Source organism: Microbacterium pseudoresistens (genome assembly GCF_013409745.1).
GTDB classification, from domain to species: domain Bacteria; phylum Actinomycetota; class Actinomycetes; order Actinomycetales; family Microbacteriaceae; genus Microbacterium; species Microbacterium pseudoresistens.
The window spans coordinates 1,732,233-1,746,219 of record NZ_JACCBH010000001.1; the positions used below are offsets into that span (position 1 = coordinate 1,732,233).

The following is a 13,987-nucleotide window of genomic DNA, read 5'->3' on the forward strand; positions in this document are numbered from 1 at the left end:
GCGCGATGGGTCTTTTCTCGCGCCGTAAGAAGAACGACGACGTCCCCGCTGCGGTCGAGGAGGTCGCGGAGACACAGGCCGCCGGGGAAGCGACTCCTGCCTCCGTGCCGGAGGAAGCCGCGGCCGCAGACGTCACTCCCGCGGTGGACATCACCCCCGCAGTAGACATCTCCGTGCAGTCGTTCCGCGGACTCGGGGCCCCCGCCGGCCCCGCCACCGCGCCGCCGCCCGGCCCGGGCGAGACCGCCGCCGCATCCTCCGCCGATGTCGCTGCGGCCACGCATCCGGTGCGTCCCACGCTTCCGCTGGCGCCGGCCGAACCTCCGGCGTCCCACGAATCGATCCCGGGGATGAAGGACAACGTGCTGCTGCGCGCCGCGCTCGCCGAGATCGGCGAGGGCGCGAGCAACGAGCAGCTGCTCGGCGTGCTGCGTCAGCTGCTGCAGGGGCAGCTCTTCCTGCGGGTGCAGGGCGATGCGGGCCAGCAGATCCGCGACGGCCAGCCGCTCGCCATCGGCATCCTCAAAGACGGCGAGCGCACGTTCATGCTCGCCTTCAGCTCGGCCGCCGCCGTGCGCGATTCGGTGCGGGGCGAGCAGGATGCGGCGCAGACATCGGTGGTGGCGCAACCCGTGCGCGACGTACTGCGCCAGGTCGTAGCCGGTTCGTTCGCGGGCCTCGTGATCGACACGGCATCCGCCCCGCACCGCGTCGTCTTCCCCCGGGAGGCGCTGGAGAAGGCGCTCGAGCAGGCCGATCCGGAGTTCACCCTGAAGACACTCGTGTCGGCGCCGCGCGAGGCCGACACCGAGGTGAAGGTCGGCACCGCCTTGGCCACCGCGCGCTTCTGGGTGGCGGTGAGCCAAGCCGCCGACGACGGGCAGTTCGGTGTGGCCGAGGCTCGTACGCCCGACGGGTCGCGCTTCCTGCAGATCTTCTCCCACCCGCTGGAGGTCACGGCGCTGGGTCGCGGAGACCGGCCGATGCCGTTCACGGGCGAGCAGATCGGCAAGGTGCTCTCGGGCCACGACGAGCTCACCGGCGTGCTGCTGGACCCTGCAGGGCCGACCATCGCCGTGCGCCGGGATGCGCTCGCGCCGGTGCTCGCGCTGGCCGCCGCGGCGGATGCGGTCGAAGGAGACTGATCCGCCGCCCTCGTGCGGGATCGCGCGAGGTTGCGGGATTGTGATGATGCGATATTGCGCGGTGCGCAGGCGTATCGGATGATGAGTGCAACGCCCCGGGGAGGGGGCGATTTCGCATGTGGCTCCGAAGGAGGAGTCGAGTCCTGAAAGGGGACGCTCATGTCTGACAGCAACAACCGTCGGAAGGTGCTCGCCGTACTGGCCGGAGGACTCGTCCTCGGTGTCGGCGCCGCCGTGACCCTGGCCGCGTGGAACGACTCCGAGTTCGCCACCGGAACGTTCACGGCCGGTGCGTTCAACCTCGAGGGGGCGACCGATGGCGCGGGCGGCACGTACTCCGATCACAACGTCGACGAGGGAGACTCGGCGGCGACCCTGACCTTCACGACGCCGCTGGCGGGCAACCTCTCGCCGACCGACGTCGTGTACGCGCCGTTCTGGGTGCGCCTGGACGACACGACGACCTCGAATGCCGCCCTCGTCGCCGCGTCGGCGACCGGCACGGGAGACAATGCCGAGAACATCTCGTACGCGGTGTACTCGATCGGCGCAGCGGCGACCTGCGACGCGACCGCCGTCACGGGCGGCACTCTCGTCGCCTCGGGCACCGATCTCACCGACTTCACCGCAGGCAGTTCGGTCGCGCTCGCGAAGGGCGCCGCCGTGGGCACGGCGGGCGCTCCGGCACAGCTCTGCTTCGTGGCGACCGCGGGTGCGGACCTCGTCGAGGGCGAGGCGGCGACCGCGACCTGGAAGTTCACGGCGACCTCGAACTAGCGGCATGCGCACTCGGCGCCAGTAGCGGGATGCGCGACGGCTGCGCTCCCGCCGAATCCGCGCGCTGCTGGCCGGCGGCGCGGTCTTCGGCGTGGGCGCTGCCATGACCCTCGCGGCCTGGAACGACTCCGAATACGGAGCGGCGTCGTTCCAGGCGGGCACGTTCGACATCGTCGGATCGACCGACGGCTCGACCTTTGCCGATCACGCAACGGCGGGCGCCGCGGCCGGGCTCGTGTTCCAGCTCGCCGCGCCGACGAACATGATGCCCGGCACGGTCACGCACGCGCTGTTCAGCGTGAAGAACCAGGGGTCCGTCGACGGGCATGTGCAGCTGGTCGTCGACTCGTCGTCGGGGACGCTCTCGCCATATCTCACCTACGGGGTGCGCCTCATCGCGGGCACGGCGTGCAATGCCACGACCTACGCCGCTGGCGCCGCGGTGATCGGCGACGGCACGGCATTGAGTGCGGGGTCGTCGAACACGCAGGGACTCGCCGCCGGGGCCACGGTGAACTACTGCTTCGCAGTGACCCTTCCCGCAACGGCCGGCAACGGTGCCCAGGGCGGGACGCTCAGTCAGGTGTGGCGCGTCGCCGGCGAATCCGGAGCGGGATGAGCGGGCGCTGATCCTGCGGGCAGGTCTATGGCCCGAGACGGATGCCGGACGAGGAGAAGACGGGAGAGGAGGAGCCGAGGATGTCGGCACCGACCACGCGACGCGAGCTGCGAGAGCAGCGGGCCACGGCTGGCGAGCACGCGACGCCCGCTGTCGCGCCCTCCGTCCGCGTGCCGCGCGCGCACTCCGTGCTCGCCGACCTGCTGCTGTGGGTCGCCGCGATCGCGGGGGTCATCTGCCTCGTCCTCGTGATCCTCGCCTTCAGCGCGAACATCACGCTCATCATGTTCCGCACCGGGTCGATGGCGCCCACGATCCCGACCGGATCGGTGGCGGTCGTGCAGCGCATCCCGGCATCCGAGATCGCCGTCGGCGACGTCGTGACGGTGGATCGGCAGGGCGAGCTGCCGGTGACGCACCGAGTGCGCTCGGTCGAGCCGGGATCCACCGACGCGCAGCGGGTGATCGTGCTGCGGGGCGATGCGAACGTCGATGACGACCCGTTCCCGTACACGGTGGAGTCGGTGCGGATCGTGCGCTTCGCGATTCCGGGGCTCGCGCCGGTGATCGTCACCCTCGGCAACCCGTTCGTGCTCGGGGCCATCACGATCGCGGCCGCGGGGCTGGTGGGATGGGCGTTCTGGCCGCGCGAGAGCGGCAGGCGGTCGCGCGAGCCCGACGAATCCGGGAGCGGATCATGAGGGGCGGGATGCGGGCGGCCGCGGCGCTGGCTGCCATGCTGGCGTTCAGTGTGATCGCCGCGACGCCGGCCGAAGCGGCGCCGACGACGGAAGTGGTGCAGGGGCGCTATCTGCGACTGGTGTCGACGGCGGACTGGACCCAGGCGCTGCGGCTCACCCCCGGCAACCCCGTGCGCTGGGACATCGAGATCAGCGCCGCCGCCCCCGATCCCGGCACGGTGTCCGTGGGGATGAGCGCGTCCGGCGACACGGTGCTGCTCGTCGACGTGCGGCTGTGCGCCCGGGCGTGGCAGGGCGAGGAATGCCCCGGGGGTGCGGATGCGCTGCGCACCGACTGGGAGGTGCCGCGCGACGGCGCCGTCGCCGCGCTGACCACCTTCGCCGACGATGCCGTCGCCCACCTCCGGCTCGACGTGCGCCTGGGCGCTGCGGGAGCGATCGGCACGGCCGGGCCGGCGCCCACCGAGCTTCGGGTGCACGCCGACGGCATGGGCGATGGCGTGAGTGTCGGGCCGGGGCTCCCCGGCACCGGCGGCGCGATACCGTATCCGATCATCATCGGCGGCGGGGCTCTGCTCGCCGTCGGCACGGTCGTCGTCATCGCCACGGCCGTGCGCCGTCGCCGTGGCGACGAGGATGACGGGGGTGACGCGTGAATGCCCCCTTCCTCACCCGCGAACGCACGGCTTCTCGCCGAATGCGCGGCGTATCGACGGCAATAACCCGCGCATTCGGCGACATGCCGCACATTCGGCGAGGGATGCGTCGCGCGCTCGCCGCCGCGCTCGGGCTCGGCCTCATCGTAGGAAGCGCGAGCCTCGCCGCCACCCCGCAGACGGATGCGGTGTTCACGGATGACGAGTACGCCGCGGCGTCGTTCTCGGCAGGCACGGTGCCGACGCCCACGATCACCTCGTGCACGGTGAGCACGGTGCTCAACCTGGGTCTCGTGTTCACAGGCGTGACGATCGTCTGGACTTCGACCTATCCGCCCGCGCAGATGAGACTGACCATCAGCGGGGTGACGGTCCCCGCGCAGAATATCGTGGTGACGGGATCGGGTCCGTACACCTACACCGCGACGCTCAACGCCACGCTGCTGCAGTCGCTGCTCGGGGGATTGCTGGGATCGGAGAATCCGGTGCGGATCGTCGCGACGTATCCGCAGAACTGGGAGTCGGTGGCCGCGACCCGCACGCTCCGCGTGGGAGGAGTCTTGGGGCTGCTCGGTCCGAACAACTGCACGGCTCCCTGAACCGCGCCTACTCCGCCAGCGCGAGCGCGCGGAACATGTCGCGCTCGCGGAGCGCATCCCGGCGACTGGCATCCTCACCGTCGTCGCGGGTGGGAGGCCTCTGTCCCGTCGTCCGGTGATACAGCTCGTCGATGAGGCGGGTCGCCAGGTTCACGAGCTGGGAGATCTCGCGGTCGTCGCGGTCGATCCACACGCAGTGCGGCTCGTCGTGCACGGGCTGGAAGTCGTCGTGCTGCTCCCAGACGAACAGCGTGCGCTCGGCGCCGAGCACGTGCTGCTGCCACCACACCTGCCGCAGGTAGGTGCGGGGGATGCCACGCCACGCCTTGTTCGTGGTCTTGATCTCGGCGAGCGAGATTCGACCTTCGGCATCCTGCACGATGCCGTCGGGGGTGGCGAGGTGACGGTGCTCGACCTCGGCGCGGAACAGGGCGGAGGAGGGCCGGATGCCGTGGGTCGCGGCGACCCAGGCGGCGATCTCGGGTTCGCGGCGCCGGCCGTGGTCGGTGTAGGCGTTGCCGGCGAACCGCGGGCCAGCACCGAGTTTCGCATCCGCCGCTCGTGCGATCGACCTCTCGCTGGTGAGCCCTGCGACATCGGTGGCGGTGATCCCGCGGGCCCGGGCCCGGAGCCAGGCGACGCGGTCGCGGGAGTCCGCGACGATGCGTGCGCTCAGTTCCGGGGTCACCCCTTCACGCTACCCCCGGCCGCCGACCCGCCCCGGCCGCGGGTGCCGCGCGTCCCGATCCTCGTGCGTGATTCCGCCGAGTGCACGGCGAGAAGCCGCTCATTCGGCGAGGGGATGATCACACGCGCGCAGGCCACCCCTGCGGGCCGAGCGAGCCCGCCGGATACTCCTCGAGCGGCACCTTCCCCGCACGCCACGCCTCCAGCACCGGGGCGACGATGCGCCAGCACTCCTCGGCGGCGTCGCCGCGCACGGCGAGCATCGGATCGTGATCCAGGATGCCCTCCAGGATCTCGCCGTACGGCGGCAGGTCCCCGGCGCCGAACGCGGTGACGAGGGTCTCGCGCTCCAGGTCGAGCGGATCGGCGGCGCCGTTCATGTTGATCTCCCATGACATCCGATCCGGGCCCAGCGTAAACCGGATGATCTCGGGATCGGCCCGGCCGACGAACCCCTCGGGCACGTGCTCGGGCGGGCGGAACACCACGGCGATCTCGGCGAAGCGCGCACCCAGCGCCTTACCCGAGCGCAGCCGGAACGGCACGCCCTCCCAACGCGGAGTGCGGATCTCGAACACCACCTCGGCGAGCGTCTCGGTGTCGTTCGCCGGGTCGACATCGGGCTCGTCGAGGTAGCCCACACGCGCGGTGTCCTCGATCTCGCCGGCCGCATACCGCGCGCGGCGCGAGGCGGCGACTGGATCATCGCCCCGCACGTGCACAGCGCGCAGCACGGCGGACTTCGTCTCGCGGAAGGGCTCGGCATCCAGGCTCGGCGGGCACTCCATGCCGAGGATCGCGAGCACCTGCAGCAGATGGCTCTGGATCATGTCGACGAGCGCCCCGGCGCGATCGTAGTAGCCCGCGCGGCCCTCGAGCCCGAGCTTCTCGTCGTACACCACGCTCACCTCGGCGATGTGCTCGGCCGACCACGTCGCCTCCAGGCGCCGGTTAGCGAAGCGCACGCCCAGTAGATTCAGCACGCTCGAACGGCCGAGGAAGTGATCGATGCGGAACACCTGCTCTTCGGGCACCAGCTCGGCGAGCCGCTCGTTGAGGGCGCGGGCGCTGGCCTCATCCGTGCCGAACGGCTTCTCCAGCGCGAGCATCACGCCGGCGGGGAGCATGTCGGCCTCCAGTGCCTCGCACGCCGCCGCCGTGACGGCCGGGGGCACGGCGAAATACAGCCCGTCGGCATCGGGCACGTCACTCAGCAGGGCGCGCAGGTCGGCCGCATCCGTGATGTCGGTGCGCCGGTACCGCACCTGCACGCGGTCGGCGGCGGCGGATGCGTCGGACGACGCGAACGACGCCTCGACCGTGCGCCGCAGGTCGGCATCCGTCCCGTCCTGCCGATCCGCCCCGACGAGCGTCACCCGCCGCTCCGGCTGCGCGACGAGCAGGCTGCCGAGGGCGGGAAGGAGCAGCCGCGACGACAGGTCGCCGCCGGCGCCGAACAGGACGAGCGTGGTCTCGGAGGTCATCCGTCCACGCTATTGCGGCCTTGCGAGTCGGGAAAGAGGGCACTTGAATCGAGGCATGCCCGCAGCTCGGAATGAGGACGCAGCTCCGATCGAAGACGCGCCGACCCCGATTGAGGACTATGCCCTGATCGCCGACGGACGCACCGGCGCCCTCATCAGCCGCGGCGGCGATGTCGACTGGTTCTGTCCGCCGCGGTTCGACGCGCCATCGGTGTTCGGCGCGCTCCTGGGCGACGCCGAACACGGTCGCTGGTCGCTGCGGCCCGTGGATGCGGATGCGGTGCCCACCCGGCACTACGTCGAGGGCACGTTCGAGCTCGTCACACGCTGGGAGAGCGAAGGCGGAGTGGTCGACGTGCACGACGTCATGCCCGTTGACACCGAGGAGAAGATCGTTCCTGCGCGCGCCGACATCGTGCGGCGCGTCGTCGGCATCCGCGGTTCCGTCGCCATGCGCACCGAGGTGCGCATGCGCTTCGACTACGCCCGCGCCCTGCCATGGGTGCGCCAGACCGGCACCGATGACGAGCCGGAGCTGCGGGCGACCGCGGGACCCTCGGCGGTTGTCATGCGCGGTGTGCGCTTCATGGCGCAGGACCACGCACATGCGGCGGAGTTCACGGTCGCCGCAGGGGAGAGCCGCGATCTCGCGCTCACCTGGTTCCCGTCGCACCTGCATCCGCCCGCGCCGTTGGACGCGGATCGTGCGCTCGCCGCGACAGCGGACCTGTGGCGGGAGTGGTCGGATACGGTGACCCACGACGGCCCGCATCGTGAGGCTGTCGAGCGGTCGCTGCTCGTGCTGCGGGCGCTGACGAACACCGACACCGGCGGGATCGTCGCCGCGCCCACGACATCCCTCCCGGAGGACTTCGGCGGCTCGCGCAACTGGGACTACCGCTATGTGTGGCTGCGCGACGCGGCGCTGACGCTGGAGGTGCTCATCACGCACGGGTTCCTCGCCGACGCGAAGCGCTGGCGCAACTGGCTGCTGCGCGCGGTGGCGGGCGATGCCGCGCAGGTGCAGATCATGTACGGGATCGCGGGCGAGCGCGACCTCGCCGAGCGTGAGCTCGGGAGCCTGCCGGGGTACGGCGGCGCCGCCCCGGTGCGCATCGGCAACGGCGCGGTCGACCAGTACCAGGGCGATGTGATCGGCGAGGTGCTCGTCGCTCTCGAGGCCGCGCGGCTGGCGGGACTCGACGAGACCGAGTTCTCGTGGCCGCTGCAGCGCGCCCTCATCGAGCGGGTGATCGCCGGCATCGACACCGCCGACAACGGCATCTGGGAGATCCGCGGCACGCCCCGGTTCTTCACGCACTCGCGCGTGATGATGTGGGCCGCGCTCGACCGCGGCGTGCGGGCCGTGCGCGATCACGGGCTCGACGGAGACGCCGAGCGGTGGGCGCGCATCCGCGACCGGCTGCGCGCCGAGATCGAGGAGCGCGGGGTGCAGCGCGGCGGCGGATACTTCGTGCAGCACTATGGCACCGATGCCGTCGACGCCTCGTTGCTCGTGCTGCCCCAGGTGGGCTTCTGCGACGCCGATGATCCGCGGATGCTCGCCACCGTCGAGGAGATGGAGCGCACGCTGCTGCGTGACGGGCTGCTGCTGCGCTATCGCACGGGGAGCGGAGTGGACGGGCTCGCCGGCGACGAGCATCCGTTCGTCGCGTGCAGTTTCTGGCTCGTCGAGCAGTACGCGGCGAGCGGGCGCCGGGCCGATGCGAAGGCGCTCATGGCGCGGCTGGTCGGCTACGCGAACGATGTGGGGCTGCTGTCGGAGGAGTACGATCCACGCGCCCGCCGTCAGGCCGGCAACACCCCGCAGGCGCTGTCGCATCTCACGCTCGTGCGCGCCGCCGATGCGCTCGCCGGCCACTCGGGTCGTGCCGCCGACCGCCATTGACCGCGTCGTTCCCCTCCCGCCGACTGAGCGGGTTGCTCGCGGGACAATCCGTGCACTCGCGGAGGGACGGGTCTTCCTACCCAGGCGCTAGTTCCGGATGCGTTGTACACAGGGCCCGCGAAAACACCTCCGCGTCGAGCACCCCGCGCCCATCATGTGGGGATGGACAGGCACGCAGCACGCGCGGCGGTGCGATCGCGCGCCGAGATGCAGGCATCCGGATGCACCGATCGCGCGCTCGCCGAGGCCGCGCGCTGCGCCGAGCTGATGCACGTCGCCCTCGGATAGCGCGCCCGCCCCGTTCCGCACGATTTGGCGGGGCGGGGCGGGACGCGTACACTGGGATCAACCGAAGACCGCCGGTCATCGTCGTGCGCGCAAGCGCGAGGCGATCGAAGCACTGCAGCACAGGATCCCGATCCTGTGAACAGCGGGCCTGCGCAGGTGACACGAACGTTCTCCAGATTCTGGATGCCCGCTCCGTGCGCTTGCGCCGGAGCGTTTTTCTTTGCCGCAGCGTCGAGAGCGACCGAGGTCCAGGCAGATGCCCCACCGCCGTGGGGCGTCTCGTACACACAAGGAGTGGCCATGGCGCAGAAGGAAGCATCGGTCGCCGAGCTCACGAAGAATTTCGAGGACTCGACCGCCGTTCTGCTCACCGAGTACCGCGGTCTGACGGTCGCCGAGCTCAAAGAGCTCCGCGACAGCATCCGTCAGGACGCGGAGTACGCCGTGGTGAAGAACACGCTGACCAAGATCGCCGCGAACAACGCGGGGGTCACCGGTCTGGACGAGGACCTGCAGGGTCCCTCGGCCATCGCGTTCGTGCACGGCGACCCGGTCGCCGTCGCGAAGGGTCTGCGTGCCTTCGCCAAGGCACACCCGCTTCTCGTGATCAAGGGCGGTTACTTCGACGGTAACCCGCTCAGCGCCGAGGAAGTCAGCAAGCTGGCCGACCTCGAGAGCCGTGAAGTCCTGCTGGCGAAGCTCGCCGGTGCGATGAAGGCCTCGATGTCGAAGGCCGCCGCGCTGTTCCAGGCGCCGCTGTCCAAGACCGTCCGCACGGTCGAGGCGCTGCGCGAGAAGCAGGACGCCGCCGCCTGATCAGGGCGCGGAAGCATCAACTGAACCACTAACAAGCAGGAGAAAATCATGGCAAAGCTCAGCACTGAGGAGCTGCTCGACCAGTTCAAGGAGCTCACCCTCATCGAGCTCAGCGAGTTCGTGAAGGCCTTCGAGGAGACCTTCGACGTCACCGCTGCGGCCCCGGTCGCGGTCGCCGCTGCGGGTGCCCCCGCCGCCGGCGACGGTGGTGCCGCCGCCGAGGAGAAGGACGCGTTCGACGTGGTCCTCGAGGCCGCCGGCGACAAGAAGATCCAGGTCATCAAGGTCGTGCGCGAGCTCACCTCGCTCGGCCTCGGCGAGGCCAAGGCCGTCGTCGACGGTGCCCCCAAGGCTGTTCTCGAGGGCGCCGCCAAGGACGCCGCCGAGAAGGCCAAGGCCGCTCTCGAAGAGGCGGGTGCGACGGTTACCCTCAAGTAATCGCGTCAAACGCAGTCACGAAGACCCCGGGTTTCGATCCGGGGTCTTCGTGTGTCTTCTGGGGGTGATGCCCCGTCTGCCGCGTGATTCCGCGGGAGCGCTCCCATGCATGCGGCTCTAGGGGACGCAAAGGTTGCGTTGTTGTGATCCGAGGTCATTGTGCGCGGTCTGGAAGCGCACTAGGTTGGGGCTGAATCGGTTCCCGGAAACACCGTCGCCCTGCGGCGCGCAGCACCGGGGACGTGAACTCGAAGAGGAGAAATCACATGGGTCTGTCACAGCGTCATCGGCGAATCGCGCCGCTCGCTCTGCTCGGAGTCGTGGGCATCGCCCTGGCCGGTTGCGGCGCCCCGGGAGCACCCTCCGGCGGCGACGAATCGGGCGGAGGCGGAGACACCGTCACCATCTACGGCACCATCGTCGACTCCGAGGCCGAACTGCTGCAGGAGTCGTGGAAGGACTGGGCCGACGAGAACGGCATCACGATCAAGTACGAGGGCAGCCAGGACTTCGAGACACAGCTGGGCACGCGCGCGCAGGGCGGCAACCCGCCCGACATCGCGATCTTCCCGCAGCCGGGCCTGTTCGCCGACTTCGCGTCGCGCGACTTCCTCAAGCCCGCACCGGAAGAGGTCGAGAAGAACGCCAACGAGTACTGGACCGAGGACTGGGTGAACTACGGCACGGTCGACGGCACGTTCTACGGAGCGCCGCTCATGGCCAACGTCAAGGGCTGGATCTGGTACTCGCCGGCGAAGTTCGCCGAGTGGGGCGTCGAGATTCCCACCACGCTCGACGAGATGAGCACCCTGACCCAGACCATCCAGAGCAAGATCGGCGGACCGGCATGGTGCGTCGGCTTCGAGTCGGGCACGGCGACCGGATGGCCGGGCACCGACTGGATCGAGGACTACGTGCTCCGCGAAGCCGGCCCCGATGTGTACGACCAGTGGGTCGCGCACGAGGTGCCGTTCACGGATCCGCAGATCAAGGCCGCCTTCGACGCGGTCGGCGCGACCATCCTCGACCCGGCCAACGTCAATGCCGGCTTCGGCGAGGTGCGCTCGATCAACTCCACCGCGTTCGGCGACGTCGCCCCCGCGCTGGCGGAGGGCGCCTGCGCGCTGACCCACCAGGCGTCGTTCCTGTCGGGCTTCTTCCCCGAGGGCACCACCATCGCCGAGGACGGCGACGTGTGGGCGTTCATGCTCCCTGGCAAGACCGCCGACGACAAGGCCGTCACCGGCGCGGGTGAGATCGTGGGCGCGTTCAGCGACTCCGAGGCGACCCAGAAGGTGCTCGCGTACCTGTCCAGCCCCGAGTGGGCCAACAGCCGCGTGAGCCTGGGTGGCGTCACCTCGGCCAACAACGGCCTGGATCCCGACAACGCGCAGGATCCGATCCTTCAGGAGACCATCAAGATCCTGCAGGATGAGGACACCACGTTCCGCTTCGACGCCTCCGACCTCATGCCGGGGGCCGTGGGTGCGGGCTCGTTCTGGAAGGGCATGGTCGACTGGGTCAACGGCACGGCGACCGACGATGTGCTGAAGCAGATCGAGACCGGCTGGCCGTCCAGCTGATGTCTCCGATGGGCGGGTCGCTTTCGAGCGGCCCGCCCATCGCACTCGCCACACCCTCCTTAATCCCGATACCGAAGGGGACTCCGTGACCGCGTTCTTCCAATGGGTCGGCACGATGCATCCGATCCTGCAGGCCGTGGTGGTGGTCATCGCGTTCGCCGTCGTGGTGGCCGTCATCCTCCTGCTCGTCGACATCGCGCCGCGCAAGGGCGCCGTATACACCTGGGTGCGCCTGGCGATGTGCCTGCTTATCCCGCTCGCGGTGATGTGGGTGTTCAACTCGTACTACTGGGCGATGGGCGTCGCCGTCGTCGTCGGCGCGCTGTTCTTCTTCCTCGACTACCGCTCACGCGACGGGGCCGGATACCTCATTCAGCTCGTCGCGTTCATGGCTCCCGCCATGCTCCTCCTGCTCGTCGGGCTGATCCTGCCGTCGATCCAGACGATGTACGCCTCGTTCCTGAACTCCTCGGGCAAGGAGTTCGTCGGCCTGAACAACTACATCTGGATCTTCACGCAGTCCTCCGGGGTCTCTTCCGTCATCAACAGCATCATCTGGGTGCTGCTCGTGCCGACGGTGTCCACCCTGGTCGGCCTTGCCTATGCGGTGTTCATCGACCGCACCCGCGGCGAGAAGATCTACAAGGTGCTCGTGTTCATGCCGATGGCGATCTCGTTCGTCGGCGCCGGTATCATCTGGCGCTTCATGTACGAGTACCGCGGCAAGCAGTACGACCAGATCGGTCTGCTCAACCAGATCGTCGTCTGGCTGGGCGGTGAGCCGCAGCAGTGGCTGCTGAACCAGCCCTGGAACACGCTCTTCCTCATCGTCGTGCTCATCTGGGTGCAGACCGGGTTCGCGATGGTCGTGCTGTCCGCCTCGATCAAGGGCGTGCCTGTCGAGCTGCTCGAGGCCGCCGAGCTCGACGGCGCGAGTGCCTGGCAGAGGTTCTGGTCGGTCACCGTTCCGGCCATCCGCCCCGCCCTCATCGTCGTGCTGACCACGATCTCGATCGCCTCGCTGAAGGTGTTCGACATCGTGCGCACCATGACCGCCGGAAACTACGGCACCTCGGTGCTCGCGAACGAGATGTACACCCAGTTCTCCAAGTTCGAGGCCGGACGCAGCGCCGCCCTGTCGGTCGTCCTGTTCATCCTCGTGCTGCCGATCGTCATCTACAACGCACGCCAGATCAAGAAGCAACGGGAGATCCGATGAGCGACGTGAAGGCGGAGACTCCCGAGAACCTCAGCACGCATGCCGTGCTGACGGGTCGGCTGGACGGTGCGGCCGGGCGCACGCGCAAGAAGCTGAGCCGGCCGTGGGCGAGCATCGCCTCGATCGTCATCGCGTTCCTGTGGACCGTCCCCACTCTTGGTCTGTTCATCTCGTCGTTCCGCCCGCGCGATCAGATCCAGAGCAGCGGATGGTGGGAGTTCTTCATCCACCCCGAGGTGACGGGGGAGAACTATGTGACGGTGCTGCAGTCGGGGACGACGCAGCTGACGATCCTGGAATCGTTCGTCAACTCGATCGCGATCACCATCCCCGCCACGATCGTGCCGTTGATGATCGCGGCGATGGCCGCCTACGCCTTCGCGTGGATCGACTTCAAGGGCCGCAACGCGCTGTTCATCTTCGTGTTCGCCCTGCAGATCGTGCCGATCCAGATGGCGCTGGTGCCGCTGCTCAGCTCGTTCTCGCGCGGCATCAACCTGTTCGGTCTGCAGGTCACCCTGCCGTTGGGTGCGTCGGCCGGCTATGCGCAGGTGTGGATCGCGCACTCGATGTTCGCCCTTCCGCTGGCGATCTACCTGCTGCACAACTTCATGTCGGAGATCCCCGGCGACATCATCGAGGCGGCACGCGTGGACGGCGCCTCGCGCGGCCAGATCTTCCTCCGGATCGTGCTGCCGCTGACCATGCCGGCGATCGCGTCCGTGGCGATCTTCCAGTTCCTGTGGGTGTGGAACGATCTGCTCGTCGCCCTGGTGTTCGCCGACGGGGCGGCGGCGCCCATCACCAAGCTGCTCGCGGAGATCACCGGAACGCGCGGCAACGACTGGTACCTGCTGACGGCCGGCGCCTTCGTGTCGATCATCATCCCGCTCATCGTGTTCTTCTCGCTGCAGCGCTACTTCGTGCGGGGTCTGCTGGCGGGATCGACCAAGGGGTGACCCGACCACCTCGTGCCCGCGGGCGTTGCGGGCACGAGGGAGCGGCGGAGCGAGGGAGTAGCATGGTGTCTTCTCCGCTCGAATCGTTTCGACGCCATCGCGCATCG

General features: G+C 69.4%; 15 protein-coding genes. 13 read left to right on the plus strand and 2 right to left on the minus strand.

Annotated features, from left to right (window positions below; translation table 11 throughout):
• Positions 1-5: 5 nt before the first annotated feature.
• The 6 genes from BKA02_RS08605 (at position 6) to BKA02_RS08630 (ending at position 4,497) form a co-directional block, all read left to right on the plus strand.
• Positions 6-1,145, plus strand: coding sequence for an SseB family protein (locus tag BKA02_RS08605; RefSeq protein WP_179433139.1), 1,140 nt, complete (start codon positions 6-8; stop codon positions 1,143-1,145).
• 159 nt (positions 1,146-1,304) lie between these two features.
• Positions 1,305-1,922, plus strand: a complete 618-nt coding sequence (locus BKA02_RS08610; protein ID WP_218844500.1) for a SipW-dependent-type signal peptide-containing protein — start codon at positions 1,305-1,307, stop codon at positions 1,920-1,922.
• 67 nt (positions 1,923-1,989) lie between these two features.
• Entirely contained in the window at positions 1,990-2,541 is a 552-nt protein-coding gene (locus BKA02_RS08615; RefSeq protein WP_281370333.1) for a SipW-dependent-type signal peptide-containing protein, read from the plus strand.
• An 80-nt stretch (positions 2,542-2,621) separates the two neighbouring features.
• A complete protein-coding gene (locus BKA02_RS08620) occupies positions 2,622-3,242 on the plus strand; it encodes a signal peptidase I (protein ID WP_179433141.1) in 621 nt (206 codons plus the stop codon).
• Entirely contained in the window at positions 3,239-3,898 is a 660-nt protein-coding gene (locus BKA02_RS08625; protein ID WP_179433143.1) for a hypothetical protein, read from the plus strand. The genes BKA02_RS08620 and BKA02_RS08625 overlap by 4 nt, the downstream gene beginning before the upstream one ends.
• An 83-nt stretch (positions 3,899-3,981) precedes the next feature.
• Positions 3,982-4,497: a hypothetical protein gene (locus tag BKA02_RS08630; RefSeq protein ID WP_179433145.1), complete on the plus strand. Its 516-nt coding sequence runs from the start codon at positions 3,982-3,984 to the stop codon at positions 4,495-4,497.
• A 7-nt stretch (positions 4,498-4,504) separates the two neighbouring features.
• On the opposite strand, the gene BKA02_RS08635 is transcribed toward BKA02_RS08630, so the two are convergent.
• Positions 4,505-5,185, minus strand: a complete 681-nt coding sequence (locus BKA02_RS08635; protein WP_179433147.1) for a YqaJ viral recombinase family protein — start codon at positions 5,183-5,185, stop codon at positions 4,505-4,507.
• A 118-nt stretch (positions 5,186-5,303) separates the two neighbouring features.
• On the minus strand, positions 5,304-6,668 hold the full coding sequence (locus BKA02_RS08640; RefSeq protein WP_179433149.1) for a glucose-6-phosphate dehydrogenase: 1,365 nt from the start codon (positions 6,666-6,668) through the stop codon (positions 5,304-5,306).
• 55 nt (positions 6,669-6,723) lie between these two features.
• Between BKA02_RS08640 and BKA02_RS08645 the strand changes: the two genes are divergently transcribed.
• The 7 genes from BKA02_RS08645 (at position 6,724) to BKA02_RS08670 (ending at position 13,880) form a co-directional block, all read left to right on the plus strand.
• Complete coding sequence (locus BKA02_RS08645; RefSeq protein ID WP_179433151.1) at positions 6,724-8,577, plus strand: glycoside hydrolase family 15 protein; 1,854 nt, start codon at positions 6,724-6,726, stop codon at positions 8,575-8,577.
• A gap of 162 nt (positions 8,578-8,739) precedes the next feature.
• On the plus strand, positions 8,740-8,865 hold the full coding sequence (locus BKA02_RS14510) for a hypothetical protein (RefSeq protein ID WP_281370271.1): 126 nt from the start codon (positions 8,740-8,742) through the stop codon (positions 8,863-8,865).
• A 294-nt stretch (positions 8,866-9,159) separates the two neighbouring features.
• Positions 9,160-9,681: a 50S ribosomal protein L10 gene (gene rplJ, locus BKA02_RS08650; protein ID WP_179433153.1), complete on the plus strand. Its 522-nt coding sequence runs from the start codon at positions 9,160-9,162 to the stop codon at positions 9,679-9,681.
• 48 nt (positions 9,682-9,729) lie between these two features.
• Entirely contained in the window at positions 9,730-10,119 is a 390-nt protein-coding gene (rplL, locus tag BKA02_RS08655; protein ID WP_179433155.1) for a 50S ribosomal protein L7/L12, read from the plus strand.
• A gap of 266 nt (positions 10,120-10,385) precedes the next feature.
• Positions 10,386-11,702, plus strand: a complete 1,317-nt coding sequence (locus BKA02_RS08660) for an ABC transporter substrate-binding protein (RefSeq protein ID WP_179433157.1) — start codon at positions 10,386-10,388, stop codon at positions 11,700-11,702.
• Positions 11,703-11,787: 85 nt separating this feature from the next.
• On the plus strand, positions 11,788-12,921 hold the full coding sequence (locus BKA02_RS08665; protein ID WP_343045379.1) for a carbohydrate ABC transporter permease: 1,134 nt from the start codon (positions 11,788-11,790) through the stop codon (positions 12,919-12,921).
• Positions 12,918-13,880 carry a carbohydrate ABC transporter permease gene (locus BKA02_RS08670; protein WP_179433159.1) on the plus strand — a complete coding sequence of 321 codons (963 nt, stop codon included), beginning with the start codon at positions 12,918-12,920 and terminating at the stop codon, positions 13,878-13,880. The genes BKA02_RS08665 and BKA02_RS08670 overlap by 4 nt, the downstream gene beginning before the upstream one ends.
• Positions 13,881-13,987: the final 107 nt, after the last annotated feature.